The organism is Streptomyces sp. NPDC088817, assembly GCF_044750345.1.
Taxonomy (GTDB): Bacteria; Actinomycetota; Actinomycetes; order Streptomycetales; family Streptomycetaceae; genus Streptomyces.
In genome coordinates, this window is the sequence record NZ_JBIVJN010000011.1 from 276,382 (window position 1) to 291,924 (window position 15,543).

General features: G+C 71.4%; 13 protein-coding genes, 2 pseudogenes and 1 riboswitch. Of the genes and pseudogenes, 6 read left to right on the top strand and 9 right to left on the bottom strand.

Annotation, left to right across the window (positions count from 1 at the left end):
- Positions 1-12 precede the first annotated feature (12 nt).
- Positions 13-135: riboswitch (cobalamin riboswitch) on the top strand.
- Between the two features lie 61 nt (positions 136-196).
- A complete protein-coding gene (locus ACIP4X_RS22000) occupies positions 197-595 on the top strand; it encodes a (2Fe-2S) ferredoxin domain-containing protein (protein WP_358737783.1) in 399 nt (132 codons plus the stop codon).
- Between the two features lie 48 nt (positions 596-643).
- On the opposite strand, the gene ACIP4X_RS22005 is transcribed toward ACIP4X_RS22000, so the two are convergent.
- Entirely contained in the window at positions 644-1,564 is a 921-nt protein-coding gene (locus ACIP4X_RS22005; protein ID WP_358737781.1) for a cobalamin-binding protein, read from the bottom strand.
- A gap of 68 nt (positions 1,565-1,632) precedes the next feature.
- Here ACIP4X_RS22005 and ACIP4X_RS22010 point away from each other — a divergent pair.
- Positions 1,633-1,767 (top strand): annotated as a pseudogene (locus ACIP4X_RS22010) (acyl-CoA dehydrogenase family protein); the annotation flags it as partial.
- Positions 1,764-2,840: an enoyl-CoA hydratase/isomerase family protein gene (locus tag ACIP4X_RS22015; RefSeq protein ID WP_358737779.1), complete on the top strand. Its 1,077-nt coding sequence runs from the start codon at positions 1,764-1,766 to the stop codon at positions 2,838-2,840. The pseudogene ACIP4X_RS22010 and the gene ACIP4X_RS22015, both read left to right, overlap by 4 nt.
- 12 nt (positions 2,841-2,852) lie before the next feature.
- Here the strand turns inward: ACIP4X_RS22015 and ACIP4X_RS22020 are convergent, their stop codons facing one another.
- The 4 genes from ACIP4X_RS22020 to ACIP4X_RS22035 all read right to left on the bottom strand — a co-directional run bounded on the left by ACIP4X_RS22020 (position 2,853) and on the right by ACIP4X_RS22035 (position 7,190).
- Positions 2,853-3,491: a hypothetical protein gene (locus ACIP4X_RS22020; protein ID WP_358737777.1), complete on the bottom strand. Its 639-nt coding sequence runs from the start codon at positions 3,489-3,491 to the stop codon at positions 2,853-2,855.
- 80 nt (positions 3,492-3,571) lie between these two features.
- On the bottom strand, positions 3,572-4,057 hold the full coding sequence (locus ACIP4X_RS22025; RefSeq protein WP_401350103.1) for an alpha/beta hydrolase: 486 nt from the start codon (positions 4,055-4,057) through the stop codon (positions 3,572-3,574).
- 310 nt (positions 4,058-4,367) lie between these two features.
- Positions 4,368-5,012, bottom strand: coding sequence for a TetR family transcriptional regulator (locus ACIP4X_RS22030; RefSeq protein WP_358737774.1), 645 nt, complete (start codon positions 5,010-5,012; stop codon positions 4,368-4,370).
- Positions 5,013-5,102: 90 nt separating this feature from the next.
- A complete protein-coding gene (locus ACIP4X_RS22035) occupies positions 5,103-7,190 on the bottom strand; it encodes a HelD family protein (RefSeq protein ID WP_401350106.1) in 2,088 nt (695 codons plus the stop codon).
- 598 nt (positions 7,191-7,788) lie between these two features.
- Here ACIP4X_RS22035 and ACIP4X_RS22040 point away from each other — a divergent pair.
- A complete protein-coding gene (locus ACIP4X_RS22040; RefSeq protein ID WP_358737772.1) occupies positions 7,789-8,277 on the top strand; it encodes a GNAT family N-acetyltransferase in 489 nt (162 codons plus the stop codon).
- A 189-nt stretch (positions 8,278-8,466) separates the two neighbouring features.
- Here the strand turns inward: ACIP4X_RS22040 and ACIP4X_RS22045 are convergent, their stop codons facing one another.
- Complete coding sequence (locus ACIP4X_RS22045; protein ID WP_358737770.1) at positions 8,467-10,152, bottom strand: ribonuclease J; 1,686 nt, start codon at positions 10,150-10,152, stop codon at positions 8,467-8,469.
- A gap of 289 nt (positions 10,153-10,441) precedes the next feature.
- On the opposite strand from ACIP4X_RS22045, the gene ACIP4X_RS22050 reads away from it, so the two are divergent.
- Positions 10,442-11,857, top strand: a complete 1,416-nt coding sequence (locus ACIP4X_RS22050; RefSeq protein WP_391454626.1) for a DEAD/DEAH box helicase — start codon at positions 10,442-10,444, stop codon at positions 11,855-11,857.
- A gap of 112 nt (positions 11,858-11,969) precedes the next feature.
- Complete coding sequence (locus ACIP4X_RS22055) at positions 11,970-12,212, top strand: DUF5302 domain-containing protein (RefSeq protein WP_358737766.1); 243 nt, start codon at positions 11,970-11,972, stop codon at positions 12,210-12,212.
- A gap of 144 nt (positions 12,213-12,356) precedes the next feature.
- On the opposite strand, the gene ACIP4X_RS22060 is transcribed toward ACIP4X_RS22055, so the two are convergent.
- The 3 genes and pseudogenes from ACIP4X_RS22060 to ACIP4X_RS22070 all read right to left on the bottom strand — a co-directional run.
- Positions 12,357-13,577, bottom strand: coding sequence for a metallophosphoesterase (locus ACIP4X_RS22060; protein ID WP_401350111.1), 1,221 nt, complete (start codon positions 13,575-13,577; stop codon positions 12,357-12,359).
- A gap of 120 nt (positions 13,578-13,697) precedes the next feature.
- Positions 13,698-14,726: an MFS transporter gene (locus tag ACIP4X_RS22065; RefSeq protein ID WP_391454625.1), complete on the bottom strand. Its 1,029-nt coding sequence runs from the start codon at positions 14,724-14,726 to the stop codon at positions 13,698-13,700.
- 369 nt (positions 14,727-15,095) lie between these two features.
- A pseudogene (locus tag ACIP4X_RS22070) lies at positions 15,096-15,356 on the bottom strand (transposase); the annotation flags it as partial.
- Positions 15,357-15,543 lie beyond the last annotated feature (187 nt).

Consider the following 15,543-nt stretch of genomic DNA (forward strand, 5'->3'; position numbering starts at 1 on the left):
CGACGGCGGTCCGAGGAAGCCGGTGTGAATCCGGCGCGGTCCCGCCACTGTGACCGGTGAGCGAGTTCCGGAACGCCACTGCCCCGTCCGGGGCGGGAAGGCGGGACGAGCGAGGACCCGGGAGCCAGGAGACTCACGCGGTCGCCTCCTCGAACGAACACCGGGGCGGATCTCCCCGGGAGGGGAGTGGGGCGGCGTGCCCGAGAAGCCGACGGACGAGGCGCCGGACGGTGCCGTGGCGGGGAGCGGTCCGGTGCCGTGCCGGGTCGTCCTGTGCCGGGACTGCTGCTGCGGCAGCGCCAAGGTGACCGGGGTGGATCACGCGACGCAGACCGCGCGGCTGCGCGCGGAGGTGCCGATGCGCATCTCTGAATGCCTCGACGTGTGCGAGCAGGCGAACGTCGTCGTGGTCCAGCCCTCCGCCGAGGGCCGGGCGGCCGGTGCGCGACCGGTCTGGCTCGGGCTCGTCAACGACGCGGACGCGACGGAGGACATCGTCGCCTGGGTGCGCGCCGGTGGTCCGGGGGTGGCCCCCCTGCCGGAGATCCTCGACCTGTACACCTTCCCCCCGCCGCGACGCGCCACGGAGTCCTGAGTCACGCGCTCGCGCGGAGGCCCGTACACCGAGGAGACCGGCCCGTCGTCACCCGACGGGGAACGGCCGGGCCTCCGCCGGGGCGACCGGGTCGCCGGCCCGCACGCCGTGCAGCACCTGCGCGAGTATCTCGGCGCCGCGCACCACCCGGGGCCCCGGCCGGTTGAAGTAGGACGGGCCGTCCAGCACCCGGACGCGACCGGACGGGACGGCGGGCAGATCCGCCCAGCCGGGCAGGTCGCCGAGCAACGAGGCTTCCCGCAGGGTGCGTTCGGGAGGAAAGCCGCACGGCAGGACGAGGACGACGTCCGGCTGCGCGGCCCGTACCGCCTCCCAGGTCATCGGCTTGGTGTGCTCGCCGGGGGCGGCGAGGAGCGGCTCGCCTCCGGCGGTGGTGATCTGCTCGGGGACCCAGTGTCCGGCGGGCCACAGCGGGTCGAGCCACTCGATCGCCACCACCCGGGGCCGGCCGAGTCCGGCGACCGCGCCGCGGACCCGGTCGAGGCGGTCCCGCAACTCGGCCCGGCGCCGCCGCGCGCGCTCGCTCACACCGAGCAGATCACCGACGGTGACCAGGCAGTCCAGGACGTCGTCGAGCGTGCGCGGCTCCAGGCTGAGGACCCAGGTGCCGGCGTCGAGCAGCCGTACGGTCCGGCTGACCTTCTCGTACGACACCGCGCACACGTCGCACAGGTCCTGGGTGAGCACCACGTCGGGGCGCAGGGCGGCCAGAGCCTCGGTGTCCAGCGTGTACAGCGACGAACCGGAGTGCGCCGACCCTCCGACGGCGTCGGAGATCTCCCGGCTGGTGAGCGCGTCCTGGTCCAGGTCCGCCCCGGTCACCACGGGCACGGAGGCGACCTCGCGCGGCGGCCAGTCGCACTCGTGGGTGCGGCCGGCCAACTGCTCCGAAAGGCCGAGTTCGGCGACGATGTCGGTCGCGGCGGGCAGCAGGGAGACGATGCGCATACATCGACTGTAGGAGACCCCTGGAACCGCTGATTTCCGGCGCCCGGCGTGTTTCGTTCGATCGCCCTGGTGGAGACGACTACCTCAGCGAGTACGGCACTGAGAAGATCGTCTGTGACCTGCGTGTCCACCAGATCCTGGAAGGAACCAACGAGACCATGCGCGTCATCGTGGCCCACGGCCTGACGGAGGCGCTCGGATGACCGCCACCGAGGAACCCGTCCTGTTCCACACCGCCGGACGGGCCGCCCACATCACCCTCAACCGGCCCAGGGTCCTCAACGCCCTCACCCACGAGATGGTGCGCCGTATCGACGAGGCACTGACGGCCTGGGAGCACGACCCGGCCGTGGAGACCGTCGTCATCACCGGTGCGGGCGAGCGCGGCCTGTGCGCGGGCGGCGACATCCGCGCCATCCACGACGACGCCCGCGACGGGGACGGCGTCGCCGCGGCAGCCTTCTGGCGCGACGAGTACCACCTCAATGCCCGTATCGCCCGCTATCCGAAGCCGTATTTCGCCGTCATGGACGGCATCGTCATGGGCGGCGGCGTCGGCGTCTCCGCGCACGGCAGCGTCCGCGTCGTCACCGAGCGCTCCCGGATCGCGATGCCCGAGACCGGCATCGGCTTCGTCCCCGACGTCGGCGGCACCCATCTGTTGGCCCTCGCCCCCGGGGAACTGGGCACCCATCTCGCGCTGACCGGCGCGCAGATCGGCGCCGCCGACGCCCTGCTCTGCGGGCTCGCCGACCACTACGTCCCCTCGGCCTCCGTGCCGGACCTCATTGACGACCTCGCCCTCACTCCCGTGTGGGAGGTGCTCGCGCGCCATGTCCGGCCCGCGCCGCAGGGGGAGTTGGCGGGGCGGCGGGAGTGGATCGACTCCTGCTACGACGCCGGGACGGTCGAGGACATCGTGGGCCGACTGCTCGATCACGGGGAGCCCGCCGCCAAGGAGGCGGCCGAAACCCTGCTCACCAAGTCGCCCACCGCGCTGAAGGTGACCCTCACCGCGCTGCGCCGCGCCCGCCGTCTCGGATCGCTGGAGGCGGTCCTCGACCAGGAGTACCGCGTCTCCTGCGCCACCCTGAGCAGCCCCGACCTGGTGGAGGGCATCCGCGCCCAGGTCATCGACAAGGACCGCGACCCGCGCTGGTCCTGCGGGACCCTCGCCGAGGTCACCGACGCCGACGTGGACCGCTTCTTCGCCCCGCTCGGCGACCGTGAACTGGGCCTCGCCGACCGCGACGACACCGCGGAGGTGGCTTGGTGAGCGGGAACCGCATTAGGCCAGTGCGGCCAGCAGCCCGGCCACGGCGACGGGCGGGGCGTACGGGCGCAACCCTGGCACATTGCGCCGGAACCCGTACTCGCAGTTCTGCTCGTGGACCAGTTCGGCCCCCGGCAGTCCGCGGGCCCTGACCCGCAGGGCCAGTCCCGCGGCGTCGTAGATCGGGTCGGCCTTCCACGGGTCCTCCTCCTCCGCCGCGGTCGGCAACCGCAGCGAAGGGCCGGTGATCTCCTGAACGCGGGCGTGCAGAAAGCCCAATTGCTGCCGGCCGGTCGGGCCGCGCCAGCGCAGCACCTGCACGCCGGGCTTCCCTCCCCACGACAGGAAGAGCCGCTGCTCGATGCGCTTGCCCCTGCTGCGCCCCAACTGGTCGGCGAACAGGGGAAGTCCGCTCAGCAGGACCAGCGACCACAGCCACTGCGTCCGGGGCAGGGCCGGGGCGCTCGCGGCGACGGGCAGCGCGACCGGACGCAGCGTGATGAGGACGGGTCGCAGCCGTGCCCGTCGGTTGTTCTTGTCGAACAGGAGGAAGAGCGCGCCATGTCCCCTGGTTCTGCTCCCCCTTGAAGTCGGCGGGCCTTCGGCACCCGCACGGATCCGTCGGCTGAGATACCCGCTCACCACGGCGGCCATGCGGTCACGGTCCACGGCCTCGCGCGACGATCAGCACGTGGCCCGTCGGAATCCCGGCCGGACCGAGTGTGTAAGGGACATCACGTCGTGGCCGCGAGTTCGAGGAGGTGTCGGGCTGTTCCCGTGGGGTCGACGATCTGATGGAGGTGTGCGCCGGGCAGGTGGGCCACACGCCAGCCGCGTTCGCGTGCCTCGGCGGCGAGTTCGACGTACGGAGGGCCGAACAGCAGGTAGGAGCAGGGGTGGTCGTCCCAGCCGTCGGGGACCGGGACGTGCTGCTCGTAGTAGGACAGTGGCAGGGCGGGCTGCTCCTCCACGACCGTCCGCCGCGTTTCCGGATCGGAGAACATGGGCGCGACGTCGGCTTCGTCCCACCAGTCGGTCCAGCGCGGCAGCCTGCCGTCCACGGCCATCGGGCGGAGGAACTCCAGCAACTCGGGTGAGGCGACGGGGGTTTGCCCGCGACGGGCCGGCAGCGCGGCATCCACGAAGACGGAGCCGGTCACCGGACGATCGAGGCCCGAGCGGATCGCCGGCAGGAACAACCCCGCGTTGCTGTGTGCCACCAGCACGATGGGACTGTCGGTTGGGACCCGCCGGAGGTCGTCGCGGACGGCACTGACCGTACGGGGCCAGAAGGGCGGACCGCCGACACCGACGTGCAGCAACGACGGCACACGTACCTGGTGTCCCGCCGCTGCCAGGCGTTCGGCCACAGGGTGCCAGGTCGAGGGACCCACGGACGGACTGTGCACGAGAACGAAGACCGGCTGCATGTGCCGATCCTTTCGGCCGCGGCGCGGGCGGCGCCACCGTCTTGGCCGACGGCAGAATTACGACTGCTGCCGTCCGCCTCGAAACGGCCCCTGGCGTCGTTCACTTCGGCGGGACGACCCCCGCCAGACCGTGGCGCAACAGTGCGAAGGCGTGGTCGGCGTCGGCCACCGCCTCGGGGCAGACCTCGTCCGCGGACCGGCCGGCGACGATGCGCTGCCAGTTCATCGACGCCAGGATGCGCTCCGTGGCGATCACCTGGCCGGCCAGCAGGGCCGCCGTGATCTCGCGGTTCGAGTCGAGCGCGTCGACCAGGGCCCGGGCCAGCGCCTCCTCGGCGTGGGCCAGGTACTCACTGACGCGCGCCACGAGACTCGGCGTGGAGTGGACGAGGCTGTGGAAGGCCAGGACGTCCTCGTCGTCGTTGAGCCCCGTGATGGGGTCCCGCGCCGCCAGCCCGCTCAGGAAGTGCTGGTGCAGGGCGTCGATCGCGGACGTGCCCGGCGGCCGCTCCGCCACGACGGTGCCGCTCACCGTCTGGTGGTCGGCGAACCGGTGGACGACCAGGTCTTCCTTGGTGGGGAAGTACTTGAACAGCGTGGGTTTGGAGACCTCGGCCGCGGCCGCGATGTCGACGACCGAGACCTGGTCGAACCCGTGCTCCAGGAAGAGCGTGATCGCCGTATCGGAGATCGTCTGCCGCGTTCGCTGCTTCTTGCGCTCCCGCAAGCCCATCGGCGCATTCACCAGGCCATCCTAGCGGCATCTCTTACCAGGGCAATACGGTTACCCGGTATGTATGTTGACTTGGTTGTCAAATCTCCCAAAGCGCAACCGTCAGCCGGCGAGCGGCTCGGGTAACGGCCGGGCGTGCAGGATGTCGAGCCGGGACACCGCCCGCGTCACCACGACGTACAGCCGGTGCAGCCCGCGCGGCTCGGACTCGACGATCGCGGCCGGTTCCACCACGACGACATGGTCGTACTCGAGGCCCTTGACGACCGTCGCGGGCAGTACGCTCACCCGGGCGGCCGTGCCGACCTCCTCGGCGGTCGCCGTCTCGATGCCCGCCTCGCGCAGGGCCGCCGAGGTGGCGGCCACCGCGTCGTCGGCGGCGATGACGGCGACCGACCCTTCGCGTTCGAGAGCCGCGCGGACGGCGGACACGGTGGCCGCCGACGTGTCGTCGACCGAGCTGACCGTCAACTCGCCGTCGCGGCGCAGCGAGCGAGCCGGCGGCACATCGACGCCGAGGTCGGCCACCAGCCGGTTGGCCAGTTCCATGACGGCGGCGGGGACCCGGAAGCCGGTGGTCAGCGGGACGACGGTGGCCTGCGCCTTGCCCAGGTGCGTGAGCTGTTCCTGCCAGGTCCGCGCCGACCAGGGCGCGGTTGCCTGGGCCAGGTCGCCCAGCACCGTGATCGAGCCGAAGGCGCTGCGCCGGGCGATCGCCCGGCACTGCATCGGAGACAGGTCCTGAGCCTCGTCCGCGACCACGTGGCCGAAGCTCTCGGGGCGTTCGACGAGCCCGGCGACCTCATCCAGCAGCAGCATGTCCTCGACCGACCAGGGGGCACTCTTCTCCGACCTCGGCGGCTTGGCCCACAGCAGGGCCGCCTGTTCCGCGGCGTCGAACACGCCGTCCGCCGCGGCCTCCAGCACCGCCGGATCACTCAGCAGCGAGGCCACCACCTCCTCAGGCCGCGCCACCGGCCACGCGACCTCCAGGAGCGCGGCGACCGGCTTCGAACGGCCGATCTTCCGGGCCCAGGTGACGCTCTTCGGACCGGCCCGCCGCTCGGCCTGCTGCTGGATCAGCGTCATCACCCGCGAGCGCACGTGCTCGCGGCCGACCGCGTACGGTACCCCCACGGCCCGTACCTCGTCGATGACCCGGGCCAGTTCGCCCGAATCGACCCGCCAGCGGTACGAGCCGTCGGTGACCGCGATGGAGTCCTCGGGATGCCGGACGCGGGCGTACAGGGCCCGCTCCAGGACCGTGGCCATCCGGTCGCTGTGCTTGAGGGCGCTGACGTCCTCCGAGTCCACCCGCCGCACCGGGTGCCGGGCGACCACGTCCTCCACCGTGAGCTGGGCGATGTCGATCTCGCCGAGCGAGGGCAGCACCTCCGAGATGTAGCGCAGGAAGGTCCGGTTCGGCCCGATGATCAGCAGACCGCTGCGCTGCAGCCGCTGGGGGAACGTGTAGAGGAGGTACGCGGCGCGGTGCAGTCCGACGACGGTCTTCCCGCTGCCCGGCGCGCCCTGGACGCAGACCGATTCGGTCAGCTCGCTGCGGACGAGGTTGTCCTGTTCCGGCTGGATGGTGGCGACGATGTCGCGCATCGGGCCGAGGCGGGGCCGCTCGATCTCGGCGGCGACGATCGCGCTCGCCGTGTCGCCGTCCTCCCGGGCGTGGTCGAGGTGCTCGTCCTCAAGCCCGGTGAGGTCCTCCGGGGCGCCGTGGCTCCACGGCGCCCACCCGAAGCGCCGCCGCACCGCCACTCCGCGCGGCTCCAGGGCGCTCGCCTGGTAGTAGGTGCGGGAGACCGGAGCGCGCCAGTCGATCACCAGGGGCGGTGCGGACGGGTGTTCCGAGACCCGCCTGCGGCCGACGTAGTACCGCTGCCGCCGGTGGTCTCCCGCCTCGTCGGAGTCCTCGAAGTCGAGCCGCCCGAAGAACAGCGGGCTGTCGGGCTCCTCCGCCATCTGCCGTGCGCGGGTGCGCAGACAACGTCCGAGCGCCTCGGCGCTCGCGCCGTCGCCGGACACGTCCTCGCCCGCGACGACCTGGTACTGGGCATCGCCCACCTGACGGGTCATCGCCTCGCGGCACGTCGCGACGTACGCACGCTCCAGGGCCAGTTCGTCGTCGAGTCCGACGGCCTCCTGGACGCCGTACGTGTCCTGGACGTGTGACGTCATCGATCGAGACCTTTCCGAGGTGACGGGCCTGCGCGCCGCCGTGCCGGGCCGGACGGCGGTCTCCGCGTCACAGCATAAACTGAACTGGGTAAATAAACTGGCCGAGTCACTTATTGGCGGCGGCTACCGCCGCGCCGCGTTGAGGACCGCCGACCGCCCCGCTCCGGCGCTGGGGTATCCCTTTGCCCGCCCAGCACCGGACGCCGGCCTCGGCGAGCGCGTCGAAGATGCCGCTCTCAGGTGCCGCCCGGGCACCATGGACGGCCTCGGCCAGGGCCGGCCGGCGAGGCCCACGACCAGGGTTGGTGCGCGGCGGTCCGTCTCGGTGCGCCTGCCCACGGGCGGCGGTGAGCACCTTGCCGGGCCAGGCGATGTCTTCGGTGCGCTCAGTCGGGCCAGGGGCGGACCGGGAAAGCAGTGCGAACACGGCGGCGTGATCGGTGGTCTCGGCCGGATCAGGGGTCGGCAGGGCACGCCCTGGTTTCGCAGGCCCGGCTGTCCCACTCCAGGGCCGGTGTCCCGGGAGCGGTGCAGGGGCGCCTGCCCGAGCAGCCGACCCGCCGCACGAAGGCACTCCTCGGTGCGAAATACTCTCCCGATGAGTTCACGTACTTCCCCGATCAGCCGGCTGATCACGATACGGAGGGCTGTCGCGCGGGATGCCAAACGGCTCACGCGGCTCGTGCGTGGCTCAGGCGCCTACGAGGGTCAGTACGCGGCCGCAGTGGCGGGCTATCGGGTCGGTCCTGATTACATCGAGGCCCACCGTGTCTTTGTGGCCGTCGGCGCCGACGAGCACGGAGGCCGGGTCCTCGGGTTCTACTCGCTCGTCCTCGCTCCACCGGAGCTCGACCTGCTGTTCGTCGCCGACGACATGCAAGGACGGGGTATTGGACGACTGCTCGTCGCGCACATGCAGTCCGAGGCCCGTACCGCCGGGATCGACCGGGTCCAGGTCGTGTCGCACCTTCCTGCCGAGGACTTCTACCACCGCGTCGGTGCGGTGCGGACCGGGACCGCGTTCGCGAACCCGCCCGCCGTGCCGTGGGACCGTCCCGAATTCGAGTTTCGCATTCCTTCGGGATGACGCGGTGTGCCGGTCGGCGGGGCACCGGTGGCCGGACCTCCTCGCCGAGCCGCCGAGCGCCCGGGAGATGCCGGACGCCGCGACAGCGATGCCACCCCGGCCTGCCGGGGTGGCTGCTGACTCGCGTGTCCGACCTCGATGCCGGCGGAGCCGCGGCCGGAACCGGGGACCGTGCTGCCGGTGCGGGGCTCAGGCGTCGATGATGACGGGGATGATGAGGGGCTTGCGGCGGTGGGTGCGGAACGCCCAGTTCGCCACGGCGCGGGCGACGAGTTGCTCGAGTTGGCGCGCGTCCCCGACGCCCTCCTCGGCCGCGGTGGCCAGGGTCTTCTCGATGACGGGGATGACCGACTCGAAGGTGGCGTCGTCGTGGACGAAGCCGCGGGCCAGGAAGTCGGGGGCCTCGGCGAGGGCGCCGGTGTCCGCGTCGACGATCGCCACCACCGTGACCACACCTTCGGCGGCGAGGGTGAGGCGGTCCTTGAGAGACGCCTCGGTGGCGCCGCCGACTTCCATGCCATCCACGTAGACGTTGCCGGCGGGGACCTTGCCGGTGATGGACGCGCGCCCGTCGACCAGGTCGACGACGACGCCGTCCTCGGCGATGACGACCCGCTCGGGGTCGACACCGGTACGGATGGCGAGGTCGCCGTTGGCCCGCAGGTGGCGCCATTCGCCGTGCACGGGCATCACGTTGCGGGGTTTGACGATGTTGTAGCAGTAGACGAGTTCGCCGGCGCTGGCGTGCCCGGAGACGTGCACCTTGGCGTTGCCCTTGTGGACCACGTGGGCGCCCCACCGGGTGAGTCCGTTGATCACCCGGTAGATGGCGTTCTCGTTGCCGGGGATGAGGGAGCTGGCGAGCAGGACGGTGTCGCCCTTGCCGATGCGGATCACGTGCTCGCGGTTGGCCATCCGTGACAGCGCGGCCATCGGCTCGCCCTGGGAGCCGGTGCACACCAGAGTGATCTTGTGGTCCGGTAGCTTCTCCAGCTCCTTGGTGCTCACGACCAGACCGGAGGGGACCTTCAGATAGCCCAGATCACGGGCGATGCCCATGTTGCGGACCATCGACCGGCCGACGAAGGCGACCTTGCGGCCGTGCTGGTGGGCGGCGTCCAGGACCTGCTGGATGCGGTGCACGTGGCTGGCGAAGCTGGAGACGATGACCCGGCGTGGCGCGGTGCGCATCACCTGCTCGATCGCCGGGTTCAGCTCACGCTCCGAGGTGGTGAAGCCGGGTACTTCGGCGTTGGTGGAGTCGGTGAGGAACAGGTCCACGCCCTCCTCGCCGAGGCGGGCGAAGGCGCGCAGGTCGGTGATGCGGTCGTCGAGAGGGAACTGGTCCATCTTGAAGTCGCCGGTGTGCAGCACCATCCCGGCCCGGGTGCGGATCGCGACCGCGAGGCTGTCGGGGATGGAGTGGTTGACCGCCACGAACTCGCAGTCGAAGGGCCCGAAGCCACGCCGGTCGCCCTCCCGCACCCGCACCGTGCGCGGCCGGATTCCGTGTTCCTTGAGCTTGGCCTCCAGGAACGCCAGCGTCAGCTTGGAGCCGACGAGAGGAATGTCGGACCTCTCGCGCAGCAGGTACGGCACGCCGCCGATGTGGTCCTCGTGGCCGTGGGTGAGGACCACGGCGACGATGTCGTCCAGCCGGTCCCGGATCGAGGTGAAGTCCGGCAGGATCACGTCCACGCCGGGCTGGGTCTCTTCGGGGAACAGCACGCCGCAGTCGACGATGAGCAGCTTGCCCGCGTGCTCGAAGACGGTCATGTTGCGGCCGATCTCACCCAGGCCGCCCAGGGCGATGACCCGCAGCCCCCCTTCAGGCAGGGGAGGGGCGGCTTTCAGTTCGGGGTGCGGATGACTCATACCTTGACGTTACCCGGAGAGTGGGACGGGTTGATCCATTGCCTGCGTGACCTCTCCTTCCCCACGGAGCGGGGCGTGCGCAGCGGCTGTGAAAGGCTGTCGGGCTGCGTCGGGTCATCGACGCGGGAGGGGCGATCGGTATCAAGGGCGCGATGTCGTGCCTTGTGCTACCGTCATGCGTTTGCGTGGTTGTCGCGGTGGGCGATTTCGCTTGTTCGGTTCCGCTTGTGCGTGGGCTGCTCGATCCTGCCGGGCCTTCCTCGGTACGTTCCCCTGCGGAAGGCTGTTCATGAAACACCCGGATGACTCCGGCATCGCTCACGGCGGTCCCGCCCAGCCCGAGGCCACGACCCCGGCGCCGCCCCCGGCCGTCTCCTTCGCCGGTCTGGAGCTGCCGGCGGAGGTGCTGCGGACACTGAGCGGACTCGGAGTGCGCGAACCCTTTCCGATCCAGGCCGCCACACTGCCCGATGCCCTGAAGGGGCGCGACGTCCTGGGACGCGGGCGCACCGGATCGGGCAAGACGCTCGCCTTCGGCCTGCCGCTGCTGACACGTACAGCCGGTCGGCGCGCCGAACCGAAGCAGCCCCTCGCTCTGATCCTTGTGCCCACCCGGGAGCTGGCCCAACAGGTCACCGAGGCGCTGGCGCCGTACGCCGAGGCACTGCGGCTGCGGATGGCCACGGTCGTCGGCGGCATGTCGATCGGCCGGCAGATCGCCGCGCTGCGCCAGGGAGCCGAGGTGGTCGTCGCCACTCCCGGACGCCTGCACGACCTGATCGAGCGCAACGCCTGCCGCCTGGGACGGGTGAGGATCACCGTGCTGGACGAGGCCGACCAGATGTGCGACTTGGGTTTCCTGCCGCAGGTAGTCGACGTGCTCGACCAGGTGCACCCCGACGGTCAGCGGATGCTGTTCTCGGCCACTCTGGATCGCGACGTCGATCAGCTGGTCCGCCGTTACCTCCACGACCCCGTCGTCCACTCGGTCGACCGGTCGGCGGGCACGGTCACGACGATGGAGCACCACGTTCTGGTCGTCCACGGCCCCGACCGCTACGCCGTCACCACCGAGATCGCCGCCCGTGACGGCCGCGTACTGCTGTTCCTCGACACCAAGCACGCCGTCGACCAGCTCACCCGGCATCTGCGGGCCAGCGGTGTGCACGCCGGGGCCCTGCACAGCGGCAAGTCCCAGCCACAGCGCACACGGACCCTGGCGCAGTTCAAGAACGGCGAGATCACCGTTCTGGTGGCGACCAATGTCGCGGCCCGTGGCCTGCACGTCGACGACCTCGATCTCGTGGTCAACGTCGACCCGCCCACCGACCCCAAGGACTATGTGCACCGGGCGGGCCGCACCGCCCGCGCCGGTGAGTCCGGCAGCGTGGTCACGCTCGTGCTGGCGGGCCAGCGCCGCGAGACGAGCCACATGATGGCCGGGGCCGGCATCGAGGCAACCGTCACCAAGGTGCGCTCCGGCGAGGCGGAGCTGAGCCGGATCACCGGCGCCAAGGCTCCCTCCGGGATCCCGCTCGACGGCGGGCCCGCCGCCCCTCGGCCCAAGAACACCAACGCTCCCTTCCGCGGCCTCGGCACCAGCAAGGGCACCTCTCGCGGCGCCGGCGGCAAGTCCCGAAAGGCAGGCGAGGCCCGCAAGCTCGCCGAGGCCCGCAAGGCCGCCCTCGTGCGTCGCAACGGCTGAGAGCCGTCGTCCTGGCAGTGAACGGCCTGGAGCAGGATGATGTCGCCGGCGCCCCGCACTGCGCCCGGCGTGACAAGCTGTGCTTGCCCACCCCCGAACCCAGGAGGTCACCATGACCGCAGAGCCCGTATCCACAGAAGGTTCGGAGCCGGCTGGCCCCGAGACGTCCCCTCTGGCGCCGGACAGTGACGGCAACTACGACCTCAAGCGCAAGTTCCGCGAAGCCCTGGCGCGCAAGCGCGGTGCGCAGGCGGACGGCGCCGATGTCGCCGCCAAGTCCGATGCGTCGAAGGTGCGTTCGGCGCACGGCCCGGCTGCGAGCCAGCGGTCGTTCCGGCGTAAGAGCGGCGGCTGAGTCGATCGGTCCCGCGATCCGGAGTGCCGGGGTCGGATCGCTTCCGAGGGGGCGAAATGCTGGGTCCGGATCTTGTCCTCGGCGAGATGATCCGGCACCCCGCAGCTCGCGGACACCTCCTGGCGGATGTGCTGGCCGCCCCGTCTACGGCGCGGTGGGCACCCGCGGGCTGCGGAGTACGAGCAGGGTGATCTCGCTGGGGGCGAAGACGCGGAACGGCGGACCCCAGAAGCCGGTGCCGCGGCTGGTGTAGAGGAGGGTGCGGCTGCCGTGGCGGCTGAGGCCGGCGAGGGCGGGCTGGTCGATGCGGACCAGATGGAGGAACGGCCAGATCTGGCCGCCGTGGGTGTGACCGGAGAGCTGGAGGTCGACGCCGTCGGCTGCCGCGCGGTCGACGAACTTGGGCTGGTGTGCCAGGAGCAGCACGGGCAGGTCGGGGTCGGCACCGTTCAGGGCTCCGGCGAGGTGGGCGCGGTGGCCTGCCAGGCCGGAGGACTCGGCGGTGACGTCGTCCACGCCGGCGACCACGAGCGTGTCGCCTCCGCGTTCGAGCAGTAGATGGCGGTTGCGCAGCGGCTCCCAGCCCAGCTCGTCCATCAGGTCGACCCAGCCCTGGGCCTCGCTGTAGTACTCGTGGTTGCCGGTGACGTAGACGCGGGCCCGGTTGGCTCGAACGGTACCGAGTGGGGCGGCCTGGGCGCGGCGGCGCTCGGCCGTTCCGTCCGCGATGTCGCCGGTGTGGCAGACCAGGTCGGCTTCCAGAGTGTTCACCGTCTCGCATACCCGCGCCGACCAGCGAGTGCGATCAAGGGGACCGTAGTGGGTGTCGGTGATGAGGACGACGCGGAGGCCGTCCAATCCGGCACCCAGTCGCGGGAGTTGCACGTCGAGTCGGCGCACGCGTGGCACACGGCGGGCTTCGGCGTAGCCCCAGGCGAGCAGTGCGGCGGTTACGCCGAGGACGGCCCAAGTGACGATGCGGGCGCGGTCCTGACTCTCGCCGACGCCGGCCACGGTCAGGGCGAGCCGCAAGAGGACGCCGAGCAGAACGGACCAGGTGAACAGGACCCAGCTGGTGCCCAGCAGGGTGTCACCGACGATCGCCGCCCGGTCCTGCTGGCGCCGGCCGTGGCCGCGCACCATCGCGAGCGGCATACATATGAGGCCGAGGGCGAACAGGACGGTCCCGACCAGTGTGACGGGGAGCGGCCAGTGCTGGCCGGTGTGCAGGAGCACCCAGCAGGGCACGGCCCACAGCAGGACGGGGGCGACCAGGGGGATGTAGCGCATCAGACGGTGCAGTCGGCTCTGCCGCGGCGCTTGCGCTTCACCCTCGTCGGGCCGGGTGCTGCTGGTGTCGGTCACGCTTTCCCTCCCTGACCGGGCTGCCGTCTCGCGCACTGTATCCGGTCGGCCTCGGGCCGGCCGGACGGGCGTTCATGGGAGCGGCCCCTTGGGATGGGGTGACGGGTATTGGTGGCGGCCTCAGAGCTGTGGGCGGCTGGGTAGTCGGCTCAGGAGTGCGATGGCGCAGAGCACGGGAATGAGCGCGGCCAGTGTCCAGGTGAGGCCCGCGAACTCAGCGGCCCAGCCGATCACGGCGGGGCCGAACAGGGTCCCCGCGTAGGTGAAGGTGGTGAACCGGGAGATCAGCGTCGCGGCTTCCGGGGTGTCCGCCTTCGCCTGACCGACTGCGCTGTAGGCCAGCGGGATCAGGACAGACGCGCCCGCACCCGCGACGGCAAAGCCTCCGACGGCCGCGAACGGACTCGGCGAGAGCAGCGCCATCGCCAGGCCGCATGCCGCAATGAGGCTGCCTGCACGGAACAGAGCTTGAGGGCCATGGCGCAGGGTCAGATGGTCGCCGATCACCCGGCCGACCGCCTGCGCGCCGGTGTACGCGGTCACCGTAGTGGCCGCGAGACTGAATGACGCGCCCCGGGAGTCGTGCAGGAAGATCGCGCTCCAGCCAAGTGCGGCGCCTTCGCAGATCATCAGGGCCGTGCCGGTCACGCCGAGTGTCACGACCTGGCGGCTCCAGCCGCCGCGCAGGCCCAGGCGGCGCGGCGCGGGCGAGGACGCGTGGGCGTGGTCCCCCGTGCCGGTCTCCGCCAGCAGCGGTCCCAGCAGCAGGCCCCCGGCCAAGACCAGGGCGGCGGCTGCGACGAGGTGCGGGGTGAACGGAATGCCGGCACGTTCCAGGGCGGCCGTGGCGAGTGAGGCCACCACAGCGCTTGCGCTCCAGGCGGCGTGGCAGCCGTTGAGGATGGGACGTCCGAGGCGCCGCTCGATCGTGACGGCATGGGTGTTCATGGCCGTGTCGATGGCGCCGTGCACGGCGCCGAGGGCCATGACGAGCACCACGAGCCCGACGGTTCCTCTGACCAGGCCGACCAGTGCGAGCAGTACGGGCATGACGAGAAGTGAGGTGCGCAGCACCGGCCGCATCCCGACCCGTGCTGTCAGCGGTCCCACGCCCTGCATGCAGGCCAGGGCCGTCACGGCGAATGCCATGCCGACAAGCCCGAGTTGGCCGTCGCTCAGATGGTGCTTGTCCTTCAGTGACCCGAGCCGGACGAGATACGTCGACAGCGTGAGTCCGTTGAGAAAGAAGACGGCTGTCGCCGGCCACCGTCCGGCGCTCCCCGCCCTGCCGAACTGTGTCGATGTGGCAGTCCCGTCCCCTACTGGGCCGGTATCGGCTGGTGTCGCGTGCGCCGCGGTCTGGTCCTCGGCAGTCATCGTGCGCGCTCCGTCGCGTTCCACCCGTGATCCGAGGGTGCCCGGACGACAGATGGAATCACATCGATTTTAGCATCGACGCGGGCGCCGGGCCTTTCTGACGAGGCATCAAGAGGCCGAGCAGCCAACCGGTCACCAGGCTCAACGCGCCGACAGTCTCGCCGCCTCACAGGCATTCCGGACCACTCGATGGGGAGGAGGGGCGGCGGCTGATGCCGACGTTGCTGGACACTGCGGGGGCAGGGCGGTGCCGGAGTACTGCCGCTGCACTCCGGCCGAGCGCACCCCCTTCTTCAGGAAGCCGGTGTCGTCCACGATCAGGACGGCGTCCGGGTCACCGAGGGTGTCGGCCACGTATTGCCGCACGTCGTCGAGGACCTCATCGGCGTCCCAGTCGAACTCGGTTTCACTGAACCTCCTTCACCGTGCCGGCTGGTGACCTGGGCTTTTCAGATCACGGCGTGGGGGGGGGGGGGGGGGGCCCCCCCCCCCCCCCCCCCGCCCCCACCCCCCCCCCCCCCCCCCCCCCCCCGCCCCCGGGGGGGGGGGGGGCCCCCCCCCCGGGGGGGGGGGGGGCGGGGGGGGCCCC

Coding starts and splice junctions, on each gene's coding strand:
- ACIP4X_RS22005 (WP_358737781.1), bottom strand. CDS start 1,564: ATGCGCATCGTCTCCCTGCTGCCCGCCGCGACCGACATCGTCGCCGAA.
- ACIP4X_RS22015 (WP_358737779.1), top strand. CDS start 1,764: ATGACCGCCACCGAGGAACCCGTCCTGTTCCACACCGCCGGACGGGCC.
- ACIP4X_RS22020 (WP_358737777.1), bottom strand. CDS start 3,491: ATGGCCGCCGTGGTGAGCGGGTATCTCAGCCGACGGATCCGTGCGGGT.
- ACIP4X_RS22035 (WP_401350106.1), bottom strand. CDS start 7,190: ATGACGTCACACGTCCAGGACACGTACGGCGTCCAGGAGGCCGTCGGA.
- ACIP4X_RS22040 (WP_358737772.1), top strand. CDS start 7,789: ATGAGTTCACGTACTTCCCCGATCAGCCGGCTGATCACGATACGGAGG.
- ACIP4X_RS22045 (WP_358737770.1), bottom strand. CDS start 10,152: ATGAGTCATCCGCACCCCGAACTGAAAGCCGCCCCTCCCCTGCCTGAA.
- ACIP4X_RS22050 (WP_391454626.1), top strand. CDS start 10,442: ATGAAACACCCGGATGACTCCGGCATCGCTCACGGCGGTCCCGCCCAG.
- ACIP4X_RS22055 (WP_358737766.1), top strand. CDS start 11,970: ATGACCGCAGAGCCCGTATCCACAGAAGGTTCGGAGCCGGCTGGCCCC.
- ACIP4X_RS22065 (WP_391454625.1), bottom strand. CDS start 14,726: ATGGCATTCGCCGTGACGGCCCTGGCCTGCATGCAGGGCGTGGGACCG.